General features: G+C 59.4%; 13 protein-coding genes. 8 read left to right on the top strand and 5 right to left on the bottom strand.

The genetic code is table 11. The annotated features are described in order from the left end of the window. Positions 1-108 precede the first annotated feature (108 nt). Positions 109-2,472 (bottom strand): S9 family peptidase, encoded by a 2,364-nt coding sequence (locus tag CRI94_RS05110; RefSeq protein WP_098074588.1) that lies wholly within the window; start codon positions 2,470-2,472, stop codon positions 109-111. A 679-nt stretch (positions 2,473-3,151) separates the two neighbouring features. On the opposite strand from CRI94_RS05110, the gene alr reads away from it, so the two are divergent. The 7 genes from alr (at position 3,152) to CRI94_RS05075 (ending at position 13,294) form a co-directional block, all read left to right on the top strand. Then, entirely contained in the window at positions 3,152-4,345 is a 1,194-nt protein-coding gene (alr, locus tag CRI94_RS05105) for an alanine racemase (RefSeq protein ID WP_098074587.1), read from the top strand. A gap of 289 nt (positions 4,346-4,634) precedes the next feature. Then, positions 4,635-5,348 carry a response regulator gene (locus tag CRI94_RS05100; protein WP_098074586.1) on the top strand — a complete coding sequence of 238 codons (714 nt, stop codon included), beginning with the start codon at positions 4,635-4,637 and terminating at the stop codon, positions 5,346-5,348. Positions 5,349-5,512: 164 nt separating this feature from the next. Further along, a complete protein-coding gene (locus CRI94_RS05095; RefSeq protein WP_245846078.1) occupies positions 5,513-6,982 on the top strand; it encodes a sensor histidine kinase in 1,470 nt (489 codons plus the stop codon). A gap of 614 nt (positions 6,983-7,596) precedes the next feature. Further along, positions 7,597-9,861 carry an alpha-ketoacid dehydrogenase subunit alpha/beta gene (locus tag CRI94_RS05090; protein ID WP_245846077.1) on the top strand — a complete coding sequence of 755 codons (2,265 nt, stop codon included), beginning with the start codon at positions 7,597-7,599 and terminating at the stop codon, positions 9,859-9,861. 301 nt (positions 9,862-10,162) lie between these two features. Then, a complete protein-coding gene (locus CRI94_RS05085; protein WP_098074585.1) occupies positions 10,163-10,795 on the top strand; it encodes a hypothetical protein in 633 nt (210 codons plus the stop codon). 161 nt (positions 10,796-10,956) lie between these two features. After that, positions 10,957-12,738 (top strand): S8 family peptidase, encoded by a 1,782-nt coding sequence (locus tag CRI94_RS05080; protein WP_098074584.1) that lies wholly within the window; start codon positions 10,957-10,959, stop codon positions 12,736-12,738. 232 nt (positions 12,739-12,970) lie between these two features. Further along, positions 12,971-13,294 carry an ArsR/SmtB family transcription factor gene (locus CRI94_RS05075; protein ID WP_098074583.1) on the top strand — a complete coding sequence of 108 codons (324 nt, stop codon included), beginning with the start codon at positions 12,971-12,973 and terminating at the stop codon, positions 13,292-13,294. Positions 13,295-13,648: 354 nt separating this feature from the next. Here the strand turns inward: CRI94_RS05075 and CRI94_RS05070 are convergent, their stop codons facing one another. The 4 genes from CRI94_RS05070 to CRI94_RS05055 all read right to left on the bottom strand — a co-directional run bounded on the left by CRI94_RS05070 (position 13,649) and on the right by CRI94_RS05055 (position 18,359). Next, entirely contained in the window at positions 13,649-15,358 is a 1,710-nt protein-coding gene (locus tag CRI94_RS05070; RefSeq protein WP_098074582.1) for a hypothetical protein, read from the bottom strand. Positions 15,359-15,512: 154 nt separating this feature from the next. Further along, on the bottom strand, positions 15,513-16,697 hold the full coding sequence (locus CRI94_RS05065; protein ID WP_245846076.1) for a KamA family radical SAM protein: 1,185 nt from the start codon (positions 16,695-16,697) through the stop codon (positions 15,513-15,515). A 160-nt stretch (positions 16,698-16,857) separates the two neighbouring features. Next, positions 16,858-17,859, bottom strand: a complete 1,002-nt coding sequence (locus tag CRI94_RS05060; RefSeq protein ID WP_098074580.1) for a D-alanine--D-alanine ligase family protein — start codon at positions 17,857-17,859, stop codon at positions 16,858-16,860. Between the two features lie 194 nt (positions 17,860-18,053). After that, positions 18,054-18,359 (bottom strand): hypothetical protein, encoded by a 306-nt coding sequence (locus CRI94_RS05055; RefSeq protein WP_098074579.1) that lies wholly within the window; start codon positions 18,357-18,359, stop codon positions 18,054-18,056. 860 nt (positions 18,360-19,219) lie between these two features. On the opposite strand from CRI94_RS05055, the gene CRI94_RS05050 reads away from it, so the two are divergent. Further along, a complete protein-coding gene (locus CRI94_RS05050; RefSeq protein ID WP_179862169.1) occupies positions 19,220-20,656 on the top strand; it encodes an OmpP1/FadL family transporter in 1,437 nt (478 codons plus the stop codon). Positions 20,657-20,658: the final 2 nt, after the last annotated feature.

The following is a 20,658-nucleotide window of genomic DNA, read 5'->3' as shown; positions in this document are numbered from 1 at the left end:
AAAAATGCGGCACAAAACAAAACGGCACCGCCTTCCCTCCGGAAAGCGGTGCCGTTCTTTTCGTCGTCCGGCGATGGTTCAACCCGAGGTCGAACCGCGGCTTCGCGATCACTCGGTCGCGCCAATCATCGGTTCCTCTTCGACGAGGCTTTCTTCGACGAAGTCGGTCAGCATCGTAAAGAGGTGCAGTCGCGTGTTGCCCCCATAGATGCCGTGATTCCGGCCCGGATACACCATGAACTGGAACTGCTTGTTCGCTTCCTGCAGCGCATCGGCCATCTGCATGCTGTTCTGGAAGTGAACGTTGTCGTCGAAGTCGCCGTGGACGAGGAGCAGGTCCTGCGTCTCGGCCATCTGATCGGCATAATCGAGCGGCGCACCGCGATCGTAGCCCGCCTCGTTGTTCTGCGGTGTCGACATGTAGCGCTCCGTGTAGATCGTGTCGTAGAAGCGCCAGTCGGTGACCGGAGCCACCGAGAGCCCGGCCGAGAATGTCGACGGGCCTTCGCCAGAGAGCATGGACATTAGCGTCATGTAGCCGCCGTAACTCCAGCCCCAGATTCCGACGCGGTCGGCGTCAACCCAGGACGAATCGGCGAGACTCTGTGCCGCGGCGATCTGGTCGGCCGATTCCGGCGTCCCGAGATTCCGGTACGGCACGTCCTGAAAGGCTTTGCCGCGTCCGCCGGTCCCGCGATTATCGACGCTGACAACCACGACGTTATACGTTTCGGCAAGGTACTGGAACCACATCATACGGCGTCCACCCCACTGATTTGTTACCGTCTGGGCCCCCGGCCCGCCATACACGTACATCAGCACGGCATGGGGACGGTTTTCGTTGAAGTCGTTCGGCTTGATGATGTACGTATTCAGTGGCGTTTCGTCCGCTCCGGGCAGCGTGGTGAACGACGGTGCCGGCAGTTCCATGCTCTCGATCGTATTCCGCAGCGAGTCGTTACTTTCGAGCGTGGTCACGAGCGTACCATCCGCCTCGTGCAGCGTCCACGCCGGGGGCGTCGTCGCGTTGGAGTACTGATCGATGTAGTAACTGAGGTCGTTCGACATGTTGATGCTGTGCCAGCCGGACTCCTCGGAAACACGCTCCGGCTCCATCGCCGCTTCGTGCTTGCCCATCGACACGCCCACGCGGTACAGCTGGCGCTCGATCGACCCGGCCTTCGTCGAAGTGAAGTACGCCTGCAGGCTTCCCTCGTCGATTCCGTGAAAGGTGGTTACCTCCCACTCTCCGTCGGTGATCGGGCCGAGGTAGGTGCCGTCGTTCTTGTATAGGTGGATGTGGTTGTAACCGGTCCGCTCGGACAGGTAGACGAAGTGCTTACCATCGTCCAGGAATTGCAGCTTTCCATCCTCGACGTCGATGTAGGTATCGAGATTTTCCTGCAGAACGGTCTCCGCGCTCGCGTCGTCCGGATTTCCGTACAGGACATCGAGTCGATTCTGGCCGCGGTTCATCCGGAACATCCAGACGCGATGCTTCCCATCAATCTTCGGGGTCCACCCCATCCGCGAGATGTACTCCGTCGGGTCGGATGCCTCCGTCTCCTTGTCCAGTTCGGGGTCCCACGTTTCGGTTTCAAAATACTGAATGGCGTCCGGCTGGCCGGTCTGCGTCGTATCCAGAGCCGTCATGTCGACAACGCCAACTTTGATCTCGCTATTGACCTCACCGGCCTTCGGATAGCGGAAGCGTTCGTACTCGGGATAGCGCGTCCGAAAATCGGTCATGGCAAACTCGCGGGTGTCGGACTCGTCGAGCTTGTAAAACGAAATGTATGCGCCGTCCGGGCTCCAGGAAAATCCATCGCGTAGACCAAACTCTTCCTCGTAGACCCAATCGAACGTGCCGTTGATGATCGATCCATCGGCTCCGTCCGTCGTGAGCGCCGTTTCGTTCCCCGTCCCGAGGTCCACGACGAAGAGATCTCGCTTCCGGACAAAGGCCACCTTCGTCGCGTCCGGGTTGAACTTCGCGAACATCTGGTAGCCGTCTTCACGGTCCGCAATGGGCGTCAGCTCCTCCGTCTCGGTGTCGTATACGTAGTAGAATCCTTTGGTATTCTGACGCCATACCCGCTTGGAGTCGGTATAAAGCAGCACTTTCGAGCCATCACGGCTGTACTCGTAGCCTTCAATCTGAATCAGGCGATCGACATCATCCGCCTGAAGGGTCGTTCCATCAATGATGCGCGTACGCTCATCGGTTTCGAGGTTAAACCGCATGAGATGCGTCGCATCGCTATCGGAAACGGGCTCGATGTACGTAACGACGGGCCCTTCGTCAGCCCAACGTCCTCCCTGAAAGCGATCGGGAGACAACTCATTGCTGGCGTGAATCGTGCGCAGCGTGAAATCGGGGACGGACTCAGCCTGCTGCGCATGGCTCGCCGAGGGGAAGGTCGTCCAGACGAATAAAGCAAGGACGACTGCGACAGTACGAAGTTGCGACATAGAAGGAGGAACGGAAAGTCGATGCATGTGGCGGTAGATCATCGGCAGTACGGGCGGACAGAAGAATGTATCCCGCTCGAATCCTTTTCTCAACCCTGGCCTACTTACGTGTTCGAAGAGGGCCTTTCCAAACGCCACTTTCATGAAGATAGAAAGAAGGGTGTCCGGTTTCGGTCTCGTTTGTCGATTTACACGATGAAGGGCACGTGGTCATTTTGGCCATGAGGCCTTCCCTTTTCGGCCGGGACGCCGAAGAGGTCACTTCTTTCCGATGAACGCATTTCTTTTCATCGACCCTGTGGGGAAGAGCGCCCGGCGGAGAAATCTGCCCGGGCGCTCTGCCATTTAGGGGTATTTTCTTGCATCCGATCGGTGTCTGTCGGCCTCAACCTGTCTACATGGGCGTCGTGTTGGTTCTCGGAGACGCAGCGGAGAATGAATCTCGAGCGTCGCTCCCATGTGAATGATTTGTAGATAGACGAAGGCACGATGGTGTTCGTGTGCAGTTTGGGTCTTCATCTTCACAGAGTCTAGCCTCAGCGGCCAGGATCGGGCGGAACCATCACGGGATGCTGTTCCTATACGGAGTCTGTGAACGCCTAATCGAAAGACTTTTGCCGCTATTTCTGCTTCATCCCCCCACATTGACCCTCAGGCTCCAGCACGATCGCCTGTCGCAATGACCGGAGACGTTCCGGCTGCGGGAAGCTCGGTGTACGCAGAGATTGACCTGGCTGCAATCCGGTCGAACACCCGTCTGCTCATGGAGCGCGCGGCCCCGGCACAGCTGATGGCGGTGGTGAAGGCCGACGCGTACAGCCATGGAGCGACGCAGATCGCACCGGTTCTGGAGCAAGAAGGCGTGGCCGCCTTCGCTGTAGCTCGGCCCACAGAGGGCGTCGAACTCCGGGAGGCGGGCATCACGACGCGAATTCTCGTTCTGGGTGCCCCACTTCCGGGTGATCTTCCCGTCTGTGCGCACCACGATCTCGATGTAACCGTGTCTTCTCTCGAAGTCGCTGAACGCGTACGTGACTACGCAAGAGTTCAACCCCTTCGTGTTCACCTGAAGGTCGATACCGGCATGAGCCGGCTCGGCGTCTCCCCCGAAGACGTATCGGATGTCTACCGCACATTACAGAAGGAACGCCGCGTCACTGTCGGAGGCGTATGGACCCATTTTGCAACCGCCGACGCCCCGGGTCACCCGTTGACCGCCACACAGCGCGAGCGCTTCGACGCACTTCGCCGCGAACTCGACCTTCCCCTTTCGTTTCACACGGATAATACCGGGGCTCTCCTGACGGGGGACGGCACGCTGCCGTCACCTGAAGGTCCCGCATCTCAGACGTACCCGTCCTACGTACGCACGGGAATCGCCGTGTACGGCCTCGCGCCTACGTCTGAGTTGAGCAGTGGAGAGGTTGCATCCAAGCTCCGTCCCGCGCTCGCGTTGCGAGCACGAGTAACGCACCTGCACACGATCGATGCTGGGACATCGGTTTCCTATGGTGCCACATGGACGGCCGACCGTCCAACTCGAATCGCAACCCTGGGCGCCGGCTATGCCGACGGATACCCGCGCCTCGGCAGCGGAAGTGCACGCGTTCGCATCGGCGACGAGCTCCGCCCCGTCGTCGGCACCATCTGCATGGACATGTGCATGGTCGACCTCGGCCCGCCCGATAGCCCTCTGGCACGGCGGGTCGAGGTCGGCAATGCAGCCACCCTCTTCGGTCCCGACGGACCCACCATCTATGATGTGGCCCGATGGGCTCGAACTATTCCGTACGAAATTTGCTGCGGTTTGTCACGACGTGTCCCACGGATTTACACCGACGGTGAGGATTCCGAGGACGAGGCCAACCGCTAAGCATTCTGCTGCACCCGATCACACGCGTCTCGAGACGCATTTCTTCGACTACATACCGATAGTAGAACACTGCGCCTATGCGCGCGGACCTCTACACCGTGATTCCAGTGTAATAACAAGATGAGTCATCGCGGGGTCTTTCGGCCCATGCGTTGCCCTCCGGTGATTACCCCCCACTTCCCGTTCCGTGCGGCGATTGACGCTGACGACCTGACGGAAGATACGTGATCACCCATCTTGCCTGTTGACACGATTCGGTATTTCTCCACCACTGAATTCGTATCCACCCATGCCGATTACCGCAGATCCCAGCGATATCAACATCCTCGTCGTCGACGATGAAAAGGACGTCGTCGAGGTCGTCAGCCATTTCCTTCAGGAGGAAGGCTACAACGTCGAAACCGCATTTGACGGCGAAGAAGCCCTCGAAAAGGCCGGCAGCGACATCAACCTCATCGTCCTGGACATCATGCTGCCGGGCCTCGATGGGTATGAGGTCTGCCGCCGCCTTCGCTCCCGCGTCGAGACGGAAATGATCCCGATCATCTTCCTCAGCGCGAAAACCGAAGAAGAGGACCAGATCGAAGGCCTCATGCTCGGCGGCGACGACTACCTCACAAAGCCGGTGTCGCCCCAGGTTCTCGTGGCGCACGTCAAAGCCGTCCTCCGTCGGTCCGGCGTCGAAGAAAGCAACATCCTCGAGGTCGACAACCTCACGATTTACGAGGACGAGTATCGCGCTGAGCTGAACGGAGAAGACCTCGGCCTCACGCTCACTGAGTTCGAACTCCTCCGCTACCTCGTTCGCCATCCGCGCAAGGCGTTCACGCGCCAGCAGCTTCTGGAAACGATCTGGAAGGATGCCATGATGGTGACCGAGCGTACGGTCGACGCCCACATCAAGAACCTCCGCGAGAAGCTCGGCGAGTTCGCCAAGCACATCCAGACGGTTCGCGGCGTAGGCTACCGGTTCGTCCGCGAGGAAGAATCTGCCGAAGCGTAACCGCACGGCATGGCTGGTATACACATCCCGGGTACGACCGAATCCGTTTCCCGGGGATACCTCCATCCGCACGCGTAAGCCCGTAGCCCCATCCGTGGGCGCTGCGGGCTTCCGTTTGTCGGATGCATCCATCTATCCGTATTGCACGCCCTTTTTCCCTCCCTATGCCGTCTCCCTTCAAACGAATCGGCGAGTGGTTTCTGCCGGATCGCGCATCGACGCAAACGTGGATGGTCCTCACGTTCGCCCTCTTCGTCGGCATGGCCGTCGCCGTCGTCGCGCTCTACGTGGTTCTCGTCCTGACCACCGAGATGCGTACCGCGATGGAGCAAACGCTGCGCGACCAGGCGGAGCGCGTCGCCGTGCAAATCGAGAACGAACCCGACCCCCAGGCTCGCCTCCGCATCGTCGAGGAATTGAGCCGCCTGACGGATCTGCACATCTCCGTCGCAACACCGGATACGGTGTACTACGACCCCAATGGGCAGTCGCAGACGGCGGACTCGACGCTCATCGACCCGAATCGACTGGCAGCAATCGACACGCCGGAGTCGCGGTTTACCGAGCAGGTCGGCCTAGACGGGACGACCGTGTTCTACGCAGCGCTGTATCGCCCGAAGTCGAACCTGATCATCCAGGTGGGGCAACCGACGCCTCCGCTTTACGAACTGGCACAGCGGACGCAGATCGTGCTTGTCCTGGGAATGGTGCTCGCGCTCATTCTCTCGATCATCGGAAGCTGGATCGCAGCCTACCAGGTTACGACACCCCTCAAGCGAATACGTGACACCGCGAGCAAAGTCGCTGATGGTCGGATAACGGGGCGGATCCGTATAAATTCGCGGGCGGCCGAATTTCAGGATGTGGCCGAGAGCCTGAATCGCGCCTCTGACGCCTTCCGAGAAAAGATCGAGGAACTGGAGCGGCTGACGGCGCTGCAGAAGGAGTTCATCGGCAACGTCTCGCATGAGGTCCGCAATCCGATTTTCGCGATTAGCGGATACCTGGAAGCACTCGGGACGCCGAGCCTGACCGACGATATGCGTAAGCGGTACGCTGAGAAGGCACTGATCAACCTTGAACGGCTCCAAAACCTGTTCAATGACCTGATCGAGATCGCGCGTCTCGAGTACCGCGAGGACTTAATCAACCGCAGCGAGTTCGACCTCAAGGATCTCGTCAACGAGGTCAGCGAGATGCTGCGCCCGAAGGCGGAGAAGAAAGGCCTGGATCTGAACGTTGATATTCCACGGTACCTCGTGAGTGCCGACAGAAATCGCATCCGTCAGGTGCTGGTCAATTTTATCGACAACGCCATCGCGTACACCGATGAGGGATCCGTTCGGTGCCGCGTCCAGCGCCGACTCGATAAGGTTCGGATCGAGGTCGTCGACACTGGGAAAGGAATCGACGAAGAACATCTATCGCGCATCTTCGATCGCTTCTACCGGGTCGACCCCGATCGCTCCCGCGACAGTGGGGGCACCGGACTCGGACTCAGCATCGTGAAGCAAATCCTCCAGGCGCACGGCGAACATCCCCACGTCGAGAGCACCAAAGGACGCGGAACCCGGTTCTGGTTCGAGCTTCCCTACGCCGGCGTGCCGGAAGAAGCTGAGCCGGAAGAGGCGTAAGGCCGGTAACGATTTAAGTTGAACAGAGGCGCCTTCGGTTTTCGGCCGGGGCGCCTTTTTCTGTTTGAAGGTCTGGACGTGGGAAGGTTTGGATCTGGAAAAGTTTGAGAGAATGAATGTATGAGGGGAAAAAACTCAATATCCCGAAAACTCAGCAATCCAACGATCCAAACGTCCAACGCGTCAACGCCCAGCGCTTACAGAGCGAAGGCGAACGCACTCCGCCCGATATGATCCGACGAACAATCAACCACCCACGACACACAAGTCGCACAAAAAATGAAGACTCCGCGTGACCGGGTCCGGCCGCTTTTTCTTCCGAGCACCCATCTCTATACTTAATCTTGGTTTCGGGTCGTATGCCGACTCGGCACCGATGCGTACGCGTACCTCTAGACCGCATGTTCGTACATCCTTGATGTACCCGTACGCATCTTCTGCACCGCTGGAAGCGCTTCGTCCCGTTGCTGCTTCCGTTCGCTCCGGTCCGTGCGCCGTCTTGCCGTTCACCCCTCGACGGAGTTGACACCCTGCACAGCAGGTTCACGTCATCATCGTCTGGTGTCACTAACGGCACAGGAAAGAATCGCGACGGATCCGGAATTCCGCTCTGTATGGACGCAACTGGCCCGATAGGTATGGAGATGATGAGCAATTCGCCGGAGTCGAACCCGGAGACGCCCGACGTGCAAGAAGAGACGCCGAGCACCGCCGATGCCGGCTCTGGCTCTGCGCCCGACGGCCTTGCCACGCCGGATTCGCACACCGAGGCCGACGCCTCGGAAAGCATCCCGAACGGTCACTCGTTTCAGGATTCACCTGCGTATGAAGGTGACCTCGACGTAAATTTGCTGACGCCCGACGACTTCGACGCGGACGATCTTCGCACACGTCTCCGCACGATGATGCTGTCGCGGCGACTCGATGAGAAGATGATGACGCTTCTCAAACAGGGCAAAGGTCACTTCCACATCGGGTGCGCGGGACATGAAGCCGCGCAATCCGCGGTCGGCATGCATTCGCGTCCCGGGCAAGGTCCCGGACACGATTGGTTCTGCTTCTACTATCGGGACCTATGCATGGCGCTCACTCTCGGCATGAGCCCGGAGGATGCACTACTCGCCCACCTCGCGAAGGCGGACGACCCCAACTCCGGCGGACGACAGATGCCGGAGCACTTCGGGCTGAAGGACCTGAACGTCATGACGACCTCGTCGTCTGTGGGCGCGCAGTTCCTCCCGGCACTTGGCTTTGCGATGGGCGTCCAGCAGCGAGGCGAGGATAATTACGTGTACGCCTCGTGCGGGGACGGTGCAACCTCGCAGGGCGACTTCCACGAAGCCCTCAACTGGGCGACACGCCGCCAGGCGCCGGTCCTCTTCTTCGTGCAGGACAACAAATACGCGATTAGCGTCCCGGTCGAAGACCAAACCGCCGGTGGCACTGCATACAAACTTGCTCGCGGCTACGACGGGCTCACCCGCATGCGCGTCGACGGCACCGACTTCTTCGCCGCCGCCTCGGCTGCGGATGCTGCCATGAACCACCTCCGCAGCGGAAAAGGACCCGTCTGCCTTGTGGCCGACGTCGTGCGGCTCTACCCGCACTCTTCGTCCGACGATCACTCCAAGTACCGCACGCCGGACGAACTGGAAGCCGATAAGAGCATCGACCCGATCGAGCGGATGCGGGAATCGCTGGTCGACGCCGGCATCATCAGCAACGATGACGCCGAAGAGATGCGCGAGGACGTCCGCCAGCAGGTGGACGAGGCCGCAAACTGGGCCAAAGAGCAAGCCGACCCGGATCCAGAAACGGCGACCAAGTACGTCTACTTCGAGGGAGACGACGACATTGAGTACAGCTCGGAGTCGGACATCGACCCGGATGCCGACCCGATGGTGCTGGTCGACGCCGTCAACCGCACGCTGAAAGAGGAAATGGAGCGGGACGACAGCATCGTCGTCTACGGCGAGGACGTTGCCGGCAACAAAGGCGGCGTCTTCACGGCGACGAAAGACCTCACCGACATGTTCGGTGAGGATCGTTGCTTCAACTCGCCTCTCGCCGAGGCGTCGATCATTGGAACGGCCGTCGGGCTCGCCGCAAGTGGTTTCAAGCCCGTGGTCGAGATCCAGTTCGCCGATTATATCTGGCCGGCGATGCAGCAGATTCGCAACCAGGTGGCTCCGTTCCGCTACCGGTCGAACAACGACTGGGAGTGCCCGATGGTCATCCGTGTGCCATGCGGTGGCTACATCCACGGCGGACTCTGCCACTCCCAGAACATCGAGTCGATCTTCGGCCACATGCCCGGACTGAAGGTCGTGATGCCGTCGACGGCCGCCGATGCGAAAGGGCTGCTCACGACTGCCATCCGCTCGAAAGATCCCGTTCTGTTCCTCGAGCACAAGGCGCTCTACCGCGACGCCGCCGCCCGCACCCCCACGCCGCCGGAGAACTACACCCTCCCGATTGGCAAGGCGCGCACCGTGCGCGAGGGCGAGGACATGACGATCATCACATACGGCAAGATGGTCCCGTTCGCGGAGAAGGCTGCGAAGGAACTGGAGAAAGAAGGCGCTATCGTCGAAATCATCGACCTGCGCAGCATCACGCCTCTCGATAGCGACGCGATCCTGGAGTCGGTCAAGAAGACGAACCGCGCGCTCGTGGTCTACGAAGATCACGAGTTCATCGGGTTCGGCGCCGAGATCAGCGCACAGATCGCCGACCTTGCGTTCACGTACCTTGACGCACCCGTCCGCCGCGTCGCCGGCGACTTCACCTCGATTCCGTTCGCTCACTCTCTGGAGCGCGAGGTGCTTCCGAGCGATAGCGAGATCCTTGAAGCAGCACGCGACCTGCTCGCGTTCTAGCACACGCCTGATCTAGAGACAGAAGATACGAGCGGTGTCGTTTTCGAACGGCACCGCTTTTTTATTTACCCCCATCGATCCGTCGGGGTTTAGCTTGTATACCCGCGATGCAGGTGGCATTCACAGGCACGGGCCTCCTCAATATCCTCAACAGCAGGCACCTTGAATCCCTTTCCCTAACTGGAGGTTAAATTTATTATCAGAGAGCCAATTCTCTCAGGCTCTCCCGGTTCACACGTAGACCTCCTTCGTTCTGCCGGACTCGCTTTCCCTCCGCGACTGGCTCGCTGACGACCGACCCATGTTTTTCTTTCCGAGGCGTATCCCGATCCCCACAGAGTTCTATTCGACGGAGACGCATTCTCCCCTCGATTCATGTCTGGTATGCGACTGTCCACTCCTTGACACAGATGTCGAGTATCTCGTCGAGAAGGCCATTCGCCAGCATCCTGAGTACGATGTGCAGGAAGTGATTATCGAATATGCTCTCTGCCTCCGATGTCACTCAGACCTACAGACCAAGATCTCGTCTGCGTCGAAGCACGCGCTGGAAACGTACTTCCTCGAAAACACAAACCTCCACCACCGTGCTTCGATGCTGCTTTCGCAGAACCTCCCGGGCAATCCGGCATACGGCGGACCTGGCTCGGTTGACCCGTCGTCAGACGAGACCGCAATCCCAGAAGGATGGACCGATCGCTGCATCGTTGACGGCACATCGATAAATGACCTTCACGAATATCAACTGATCGGTCATTGCATCGGGCGGGAAATGCTGCTGACGCACATGCCGCTGGCGATCGGTGGACCCGCGATGGATGAGATCATGCACCAGCTATCCAACGAAACCCTGGACGAACTGGGCGGCTTCCGTGACGAATACTTCGGACCGCCGGAGTCCGCCCGCGACATTCCTGGCCCGATTCTCGCCTGAGTGGTTCTTCCGCCGCGGTCTTTTGTCTACGTCAGGAGCGCACGCCGGCCGGTGCCACAGCCTCAATCGCAACATCGCTCCTGTAATCAGGTACAGAATGGCGGGTGCTGCTGCCGCATGGCGCTCCCCCTTCCGCAGATTGCCCCACACCTCTTTTCGTTATGCCGAAGGCTCGACTTTTCGTTTTTCTGCTCGTCCTTGCCCTCGTATCAGGATGTAGCTCATCTCAACCCACCGTTTCCAATCAGCAGACGTCTGAACCGACCACTCAGACGTCATCTGCGGATACGGCGGATACTCAGGCAGCCGAATCTGCGTCCTCGACGGAGCAGGCAAAGCCGAGTGAGTCCGGGCCGGCGCCAAGTGGTCCTCCCGAGAAGGAAGCGAAACCCGAGCCGAGTCTCGCCGACGCCATCGAGTCGGCTCCGAAGGATTGGCAGCACCGTAGCCTGAGCGATGGGGACGTCCCCGGCATCGGAACGAAGATGGCGTATGAGACCATTTTGCAGGGCCGGAAGCCGAGGCAGACCGTCGTTGTCGCAGTCATTGACTCTGGCGTCGACACCGAGCACGATGACCTGGACGACAACATCTGGGTCAACGAAGACGAGGTGCCGGGCAACAGCGTTGACGACGACAACAACGGGTATGTCGACGACGTACATGGCTGGAATTTCCTCGGTGGACCGGACGGGGATAACATCGATAACGCTCCAATGGAGCTCACCCGTATCGTTCGCACGCTCGGCGAGACGTTCGCCAACGTGGATTCCGCTTCCGTAAAACCGGAATATCGCGAGGACTACGAGCGGTACCAGCGCTTGAAGAGCAAGCTTGATGAGATGCGGGCGAGCAAACAGCAGGAGTTCAACAATGTCCGCAACGCGTACGAAGCAATGAAATACGCGACGCAGATGTTGGAGCAGTCGCTCGGCACCGACTCTCTCTCCCTCTCGAAGGTTCAAAACCTGACCTCGCCGCGCCGCGACCTCCAACAGGCACGCGACATTTTCGTCCACTTCGCCAAGAATGATCTCCGGCTTGAGGACATCGAGGAGTACAAAACGAACATCGAGAACCAGCTCCGATACGGATACGATCTGGAGTTCGACCCGCGACCGATTGTTGGAGATAATCCGGACGACCTCTCCGAGCGCTTCTACGGCAACAACGACGTCACCGGCCCGGACGCTACGCACGGCACGCACGTGGCAGGAATCATCGCCGCCGAACGGAACAACGGGCTCGGAATTGATGGCATTGCAGAGGGTACAAAGATCATGGCCCTTCGCGCCGTACCGGATGGCGACGAACGGGACAAAGATGTCGCGAATGCGATTCGCTACGCCGCGGACAATGGCGCCGACATCATCAACATGAGCTTTGGGAAGGACTATTCACCTGAAAAGGAGGCCGTTGATGCAGCAGTGCGGTATGCGGATTCACTCGGCGTGCTCATGATTCATGCCGCGGGCAACGACGGCGCCAACGTCGATTCAACCGACAACTTCCCGTCGGAGGTCTACTTGAACGGCGAGTCGCCGCAGGCATGGATTACGGTTGGAGCCTCGTCCTGGAAGAGCGACACCTCCCTCGCGGCGTCCTTCAGTAACTACGGTCCCGCCCGCGTCGATCTCTTCGCCCCTGGAGTCGACATCTACTCGACCACGCCCGATCACAAATACGATCGCTTCCCCGGAACGAGTATGGCAGCGCCGATGGTATCCGGCGTCGCTGCGCTCATCATGGCGCATTACCCCGAACTCTCTGCGATGGACGTTCGATCGATCCTGCTAGAGTCGACAACCACGTTCCCGGATCGGATGGTCGTCGTGCCCGGTGGCAACCGCCAGGTCCCGTTCTCTTCTCTCTCGACAACGGGGGGAATCGTGAATGTTGTGGAGGCACTCAAACTGGCTGAACGCCACATAAGCGCACAGTAACACGCACCCGATGAGAACGTCGGGACGTGCGGTGACATTTCGCGCCGGGTGCGTATATACCACTTACTGTTTCTGGAAGGCGCCCCCACCACGACGAACCACATGACGATGGGATGTCTTCCCAGGCGAATTGTTTAAAACATGGTGACAGTGTCTATGGCGCCGAACCTGTTTGTCCATCCGGGCGTAACTGCTTGAGATTGTTGTACCTTACCAACGGTTCTGTCTGCACATGTCAGCGCAGTCTTTCTCTCCCGATCTTGAAGCGATTGCCGAGCGAGCGAAAGCAATCTCGCATCCAGCACGTCTCGCGATCATTCGTCACCTCGCCACACACGACGAGTGCATCTGCGGGGACATTGTCGAATCGCTGCCCCTCGCGCAATCCACCGTCTCGCGCCACCTCCGTGTCCTCCAAGAGGCTGGCATCATCCGTGTCACGCCGGACGGGCCACGTTCCTGCTATTGCCTGGATCGGGCCGCCCTCCGCGACATGCAGTCGTCGTTCGATGCATTTTTGGAGACGCCGGCGAATCCCGTGACGGAAAGAGCCTAAAGGCTCTTGGAAACGTTGCTTTGTTCGTCGAGCCCGAGCGAGTGGGTCTCTGGCAAGACATGCGAAGCAGGCCTAGTGCGAGCTACGGCGATGCAGCGACCCAAAGCTAGTGCCTCTGGTGCAGAACGACGCGAAAGCCCCTCAAAGCCGGGCGCAGCCCAAATGGAGTTTTGTAATCGCCTCCAGGATCCAGCGAAACCGCACGCCCTCAATCGAACGTTATGACGGGACCTTACGGACGTGCTGAGCCTCCACCGCCCCGTCGCGAAATAGCAACAATTGAATGCGCCGCTGCTCCGAACGGAACAGCGGCGCGTCGTGCATTTCATTAAACCAGGGCTCGGGGCGGGTCGGCTATTGGATAATTGTACAGGTCCCGGTTTCGTACGCCTCCTTCAGGGCTTCGGTCGCGTCCGCGCGGAGGGCTTCGGGCGTCTCATGTCGGCGCCCCCGAAGGGCGACGCCAATGCTTGCGCCGCCTTCGAGCTCACCGGTAGCTGCATCCATCGTCTCCTGCAGGTCGATCGCCCACGGCTCAACCTTGTCAATCCCTCCGTAGAAAAACACGCCATACGTCAGCTCGCCGAACCGTTCGACGCGATGCTCGGGCGACGCCTCCTGCAATCGCGAGCGGAGCGAGGCTTCCGCCGATTCAACGGCATCGTCTCCGGCACGCGCAATCGCCTCAGCACGGTTCAAATGCACGAGCACGAGCGCGATGTCTGTCCCGTGGCGGTCGGCCGCCTCCATTTCTTCCGCAATGATTTCGCGGCGCGGTCGCGGTTTGGTCTCCTCGCGTTCGTTTTCAGTCTCCATTTCGTCCTGGACGGCATGCTCACCGACTTCGACGTCGTCTGGATCCGGCGGCATGACCTCTTCGGATGGCTTGTCATCGGCGGCTGGCTCGTTGTTCTCCGCGCGAGCGCCTCCCTCACGTTTCGTCGGTTCAGGCTCGGTAAACAGATCTGGATGCTGGTCTTCATCCTTCGGGACGGGATCCGACTCGCGAACACGCGGCGTTCCTGTCCGGGATGGTGCACTGTCCCCGTGAATGGCTCGATGTGCATCGCCGTCATCCGAACGATTCGACGCGGATGCCTTCGACTGCAGGACGAGTGCGATCGTTTCCGCATACTGCTCGATAATAGCACGCGCGTTCGGCGCTCCGAGGTCGCCTTCGCCGGTTGCATCCACGAGCAGGAACGTCGTCGTAGCGGTGTCTCGCAACTGCACGGGGGCCAACGCGATGTGATCGATGGTCGGCGGGTCGTCATAGTAGCGCAGGTATCCGGCCACCACATCTCGACCGCCTTCGATCCGCCGCACGCTGATTGGCTGACGCGACATCGACGCGGTGAGGAGAGGATCGCTTGTGGAAAACATCCCCTCGCGCTTAACCGCGTCCGATTGGCTCGCGATCGCACGAATATGGTACTCTAGAACAACGTCCTCCTGAACGAGCAGGCAGACGGAGTGAGCATCTACGGCCGCACGCAACGATTCCACGAGCGGGACGAGTACGGGCTCTGTCGCGCGGGAGGATGTCGTAATCCCCGGCCCATCCTCCGTCGGCGACGGTGACACGTCCTCATCCATCGTCTCCGTAGCTGTCACCGCAGCACCGGTCGTCGCCGTCGCTGCCCCTGCTGTCGAAGCCCTATCACCCTGACGCGAGCCTTTGTTCTCGCTCGCACCGCGACCGTCCGTCCGTCCCCGGGGCGTGCTGGAGGGTCTCGTCGAGGGTGCCGTCTCGGCAGACGATGAGGCGCTGGTCACAGAAGCAGATTCAGACTGAACAGGGGTTTGGGAGTGCTTTTCCGCAGATCGCTTGTCCTGCGGACGGATGGAAACGATGCCGAAGTCCTGTAGACGATGCTCACGGTCGACGTCATTGCGGGCTGCGTCCCGCTTACGGCGGTGATATGCGCTCCACCCATATAACGCGAACCATCCGAGGGATGCCACGAGCGAAATACCGGACAGCACGTAAAGCCACGTATTATCCAGCCAGAACGCCATGATGGCGATCAGAACAACGAGGACGACGAGCAAGGCACGGATCATGCGAGCGGAGGTTGGCAAGACCTGCCATCGGAAGAGAAGGAGATCAAGCGTTAAATCTATTTCGGTCGGCGGGGAATGTCAACCAGGGGTTGCGGTACGTCCAGATGACACGATCGTACGCCAACCGATCGGAAGGGGCAATACACTCTGGACATCAACGTATATCGATTGTGTCTGCTTCGGGCGGCAGATCAATCGGCGGCAGCTGTAATGGAACGTTTTCGTCACTCGGGATCGGGTTCGGTTCTGCCCAGAGTTGCCCACTGTACGTTTCCATCACGACGCGGTCGCCCGCACGCCCCCGCACGTAGCTTCGGTGAAGCGGGACCTTTCCATGAGGTGTGTCCAAAACGTAGTCTGGAATAGCAAACCCGGTTGTCCGCCCCCGCAATTCGCGCATGATATGCATGCCGGTCTCGATCGGCGTCCGCAGGTGCGCGGTTCCCCCGATAAGCTGGGCCTGATACAGGTAGTAGGGTCGCACGCGCATTCGGACCAGCCCTTCGTTGAGCGCTTTCATCGTTTCGACGTCATCGTTGATGCCGCGCAGAAGCACGGTCTGATTCCCAACAGGAACGCCCGCTGATGTAAGGCGGTCGATCGCTGCCGCAGCGTCTGCCGTCAATTCCTTCGGGTGGTTGAAGTGGGTATTGACCCAGACGGGGTGGTGCTTCGCCAATAGCGAGCAGAGGTCATCCGTGATACGGTAGGGCAGCTTGACTGGCATGCGAGACCCAAACCGGATAATCTCGACGTGGTCGATAGCGCGTAGCCGCGAGAGAAGCCATTCGAGATGCGCCTCGTTGAACGTCAGCGGATCGCCCCCCGTCAGCAGCACGTCTCGAATCTCGTCGTGCGCGGCGATGTAGTCGATCGCCTCCTGCAATTCGCCCGTTCGCATGAAAAAGTCTGCGTCTCCCACCATGCGTTTGCGGAGGCAGTACCGGCAGTAGATCGCGCATTCGGCCGTAACGCAGAAGGCGACCCGATCACGGTAATTGTGAATCAGGTTCTTGACCGGCGAGTGCGCAACTTCGGTCAGCGGGTCCTCCACCCCGACAAGATCCTCCTCCAGTTCATTCATCGTCGGAATGACCTGCCGGCGAATCGGGCAGTTGGGATCCTCTCGATCCATCAACTGGGCGTAATACGGCGTCACGTTCCACCGAAAGACACCCTCGGTCTTCTCGATCGCCTCAATCTCATCCTCGGTCGGCTCGATCCATTCCCGAAGAGCCTCCACGCTGTGGATTCGATTCCGCATCTGCCACCGCCAGTCGGTCCAGTCCTCACTGGCCACGGTCGGCGGGGAAAGCGTTGCTTCAGGCATTGCAGACATGACGCGAATCGAGGGTGATGATGAATAACACTATGCCTACGCCTGACGAACACACAACGTTGCTCCACCTGGAGCGTCCGGACGCGGATTGTCGCGGTTTCCACAAATCGTGCACATATGTTCGCTCCACTCCCCATCCGCAAGTCATTACCGGGGCAATTCAGTCTCCCAACTGAAGTCGACGAAGCGCGCGCTGGAAGACGTCCGCCAGAAAGGCATCATAGGATTGATTCATCAGTTCGGCGGCGATAGCGAATGTGCCATCCGGTGCAAAGGTCGGCAATGGATTGATTTCAAGAAACCAGGGCCGACCACTGGCATCAACCCGAAAATCCGCCCGGGCAAAATCCACGCACTCGAGTGTGTCGAATACCGTCAGCGTAAGCTGCTGCAATTGCTCTTCCAGCTCCGGCGTCATCTCCCCTTCCAGGTCATACGCCCATTCGTCCGCCGGTTGCTCCGCGCCCCGATGCTCTAGCGCATGCAACCCGATGCGCGTGGACGACTCCACCGCGCGCTGCAGAACCGGAAGCGCCTCAGGCGGATCGTGGCCGATAACTCCGACGGTATATTCGCCGCCGCCCTCGACAAACGACTCGACGATAACGTCCTGATCGTACAGGTTTGTCTGCCGGGCAACTTCCGCCCGAAGCTCGCCGACGGTTGTCACGCGACTTGATGGCGCGATGCCCTTCGAGGATCCCTCGTATCGTGGCTTGACGAACAGCGGGAAATCGGGTAGGTCGTTTTCGGCTACCTCCTCCGCCCGGCCGAAGACGCGGTGCTCCGGGACCGGGACGCCGGCAGCGCAAACGATGTCTTTGGTCCACGCCTTGTCGAGCGTAAGAGATAACGTAAGGGCATCCGAACCGAGACAGGGAATTCCCGCCATTTCGAGCAGAATGGGTGCGTACGCCTCACGATTTCGGCTCCGTGCACCCTCCGAGATGTTGATCGCGGCGTCGAGGGAAAGCCCCTCTCTCAGCTTCTCCTGGAGGTCGAACGCCGTTCCGATCCGCACCGGGCGATGCCCCAGACCCGTGACGGCCTCCGCAAGAGCATCCACAGTTTCGACCGGTTCATACTCCGCATCCGCGTCCGGCGCCTCGTCCTCACGCCACGGGTAATCCTCGAATACATCGTATATCAGACCGATGTCCATGTGGGAGGTTTTTAGGTTTGGAAGTGTGGAAGTTTGGAGGTTTGGAAGTGTGGAAGTTTTGGAAGTGTTAGATGCTAACGTATCGACGTATTAGCGTGTCGGCGTCGTGCCGTGTGAAGCCTCGCGATTTTGCGCTTTACATTCCCACGTCGCATGTCGCACTTAGCATTTCGCACTTAGCATTTCGCCTTCCCCTATATCCCATCGCCCTCCACGACATCGTCCATTTCTTCGACGACCTCATCGACCACCTCTTCTGCCTTTTCCTCCTCGATCTCGACTGCTTCCGTAGCAATTTGAGGCTCGGTCTCAGGACGGTCGTTATGCTCCAGAATAACGAGTGCTGCGACGACTGGTGCGTCCGTGGCCCCGCCGGCGCCACCCATCGGCGCAACCTCGGCGACCGTCCAACCACGCTCAAGCTCGATGTTCAGTTCGTCGAGTCCTTCATGTCCGTCCGGACCGGTTCGGACAATCAGTGCCTTCTGCGTGGTGCTCATAACCTGTTTGGCGGATGGATAAAAAAAGCAAGGAAGAAGGTCGCGTCTCCGGCTGGGTTGAAGGTCATCCGTTTGCACGGACGCGGCAGACACAGTGCGCGAGATCAACCAAGACTGGTGTGACGAACGTTGCGAGGACCGACCAGCGGACGGACTGTACGATTGAATCGCCGAAGGCTGTCCGCCAAACAGGTTCTCTTCGTTTTACGTTTCGTAATGAAAGCTGGGCCGACATCGTGTGTCGTGCGTGCTCAACTGCCTCCGTATACACGGTCAGTGCATTCTTCTCGCTCGTCCACATGGTCGAGAGGACGTTCGCATTTTCCTCATACCAGGCACACCAACGCACACATCTCGACAATTGTTGATCGGAGGATCGGAGAATACGTAGACGAGACGACGGATGCGAACACCGTTCGGCATTCCGACGACATCATCCGCGTTCGAGGCCGTTCATCACACTCCGTATGCCCTCATTTTTCCATGGGTAAATCGACAAATTATGATATCGCCAGATCGAAGAAGAATTGCAGGAAGTACAGTTGATGCGCGTATTACGTTTGCAATTTGTTAACACTGTTAATTACTTGCGCATCGCCGCTGAAGCCGCTTTCGAGAACGTCTTTTTTTCTGCTAACGCAGCCGCGCTCAAACCGTATCAACGAGGGCGCCGTCGCATTCGAAAGCGGTTCCGAAACGTCGGCCCGACTCGAGATCTTTGGTCTCGTCAGATGTCCGTCGAAACGAGTTGCCGATCCTCGGTTGGAACCCAGATTCCGCGAGTAACGACCGCGAGTTTTGATGTGACGATGGTCGGCAAAGCGCCATTAACCGCTCTTCACCACTCACTCCTCTGTCTCATGCAGTCTCCAATCTGCGGGGCCTCGCGCCCCTCGGCCTCGGCATGGGTGCCGCCTCCACGGCGCGTCACTCGGGTCGGCCTCGGACTTCTCGTCGCTCTATTCATCTGGTTTGCCGCTCCCGCCGCACAGGTACAGGCTCAGGGATTCGGCGTCTACGAACAGGGAGCCTGCGCAATGGCGCGGGCGGGTGCTACCGTCGCACAGGGCTGTGGCGACGGCTCATCGCTCTACTTCAACCCGGCCAACATCGTTGACAACGAGGGCCTGGTCATCTCGGCCGGCGCGACGATGGTCGCAGCCGGAGGCGATTACACGAGTGGCCTCACCGGCAACGTGAGCGAACTGCAAAACGACCCGATTTACGTCCCGCACGCGTTCGCAACATACGAAATTAACGAATCTACTGCTGCAGGCCTCGGAGTCTACGTCCCATACGGACTCGCCACGGAGTGGCGCCCGACGTTTGAAGGGGCCTTTGAAGGATATGACAGCGGCGTTCAGTCGATCTACGTGCAACCAACCATTGCGATGAGCGATGGTCGGTTGAGTATCGGGGGCGGGCCAATCGTTGCCATCTCGAGTGTCGAACTGAACCAGCGTCAAGATCTCTCGCAACAGGAGGCATCACCTGGAACGTATTTTTCTCAGCTCGGCGTGCCCCACCATACCGCGTTCGTCGACGTCAAGCTCGAAGGGCACAATGCCATCGGATTCGGCGCGAACATCGGTGCAACGTTTGACGTGAATGACCAGCTATCGATCGCGACGCGCTTCACGACACCCGTCAGAGTAACGTTCGACGGCGATGCCACATTCACCCAGATTGAGACCGGAATCGTTCTTCCCGACGGGACGGGAATCGACGGAATTCTCGCGCAGACGCAATTTGCCGAAGGATCAGGGACGCTCATTGATCAGTCCATCGAGACAGAAATCACGTTTCCAAGCCAGCTGATCTTCGGCGTGAGCTATGACGCCACCGCCGACCTGACCGTTCTGGCAGACTATCAGTGGACGCGCTGGTCGAGCCTGGGCGCAATTCCTCTCGACTTTGAGAAAGACGCCCTCGACACAACACGGGAGCTGAACTACGAAGATACACACGGCGTGCGTCTCGGTGCACAGTACGACGTGGCCGACAACGTAGAGGCGCGGGCCGGGTTCATCTACAACACGGCAGCCGCTCCGGCCGCAACGGTCACCCCGCTTCTTCCGGAAAATGACCGTACGCACTACACCGTGGGCCTTGGCTACCGCCCGGCCGACAGCTTCGAGATCAATGCAGCCTACCAGTATCTCGGGCAAGCGGATCGCGCAGGTCGCGTTCGCGACGTGCGCCCGGGCGAGAACGTCGACTCGCTCGCAGACCTGAACGAAGGTCTGTACTCCTTCGACGCTCACCTCGTCGGCCTGACGCTCACTGTCCACCTGTAAAC

Origin of the sequence: Longibacter salinarum, assembly GCF_002554795.1 — a bacterium.
Taxonomy (GTDB): domain Bacteria; phylum Bacteroidota; class Rhodothermia; order Rhodothermales; family Salinibacteraceae; genus Longibacter; species Longibacter salinarum.
This window is presented reverse-complemented; position numbering and strand designations above follow the sequence as displayed.

Bases quoted from the DNA above. Each gene is read 5' to 3' on its own strand.
- CRI94_RS05110 (WP_098074588.1), bottom strand. From the start codon at position 2,472: ATGTCGCAACTTCGTACTGTCGCAGTCGTCCTTGCTTTATTCGTCTGG.
- alr (WP_098074587.1), top strand. From the start codon at position 3,152: ATGACCGGAGACGTTCCGGCTGCGGGAAGCTCGGTGTACGCAGAGATT.
- CRI94_RS05100 (WP_098074586.1), top strand. From the start codon at position 4,635: ATGCCGATTACCGCAGATCCCAGCGATATCAACATCCTCGTCGTCGAC.
- CRI94_RS05095 (WP_245846078.1), top strand. From the start codon at position 5,513: ATGCCGTCTCCCTTCAAACGAATCGGCGAGTGGTTTCTGCCGGATCGC.
- CRI94_RS05090 (WP_245846077.1), top strand. From the start codon at position 7,597: ATGGACGCAACTGGCCCGATAGGTATGGAGATGATGAGCAATTCGCCG.
- CRI94_RS05085 (WP_098074585.1), top strand. From the start codon at position 10,163: ATGTTTTTCTTTCCGAGGCGTATCCCGATCCCCACAGAGTTCTATTCG.
- CRI94_RS05080 (WP_098074584.1), top strand. From the start codon at position 10,957: ATGCCGAAGGCTCGACTTTTCGTTTTTCTGCTCGTCCTTGCCCTCGTA.
- CRI94_RS05075 (WP_098074583.1), top strand. From the start codon at position 12,971: ATGTCAGCGCAGTCTTTCTCTCCCGATCTTGAAGCGATTGCCGAGCGA.
- CRI94_RS05070 (WP_098074582.1), bottom strand. From the start codon at position 15,358: ATGATCCGTGCCTTGCTCGTCGTCCTCGTTGTTCTGATCGCCATCATG.
- CRI94_RS05065 (WP_245846076.1), bottom strand. From the start codon at position 16,697: ATGTCTGCAATGCCTGAAGCAACGCTTTCCCCGCCGACCGTGGCCAGT.
- CRI94_RS05060 (WP_098074580.1), bottom strand. From the start codon at position 17,859: ATGGACATCGGTCTGATATACGATGTATTCGAGGATTACCCGTGGCGT.
- CRI94_RS05055 (WP_098074579.1), bottom strand. From the start codon at position 18,359: ATGAGCACCACGCAGAAGGCACTGATTGTCCGAACCGGTCCGGACGGA.
- CRI94_RS05050 (WP_179862169.1), top strand. From the start codon at position 19,220: ATGCAGTCTCCAATCTGCGGGGCCTCGCGCCCCTCGGCCTCGGCATGG.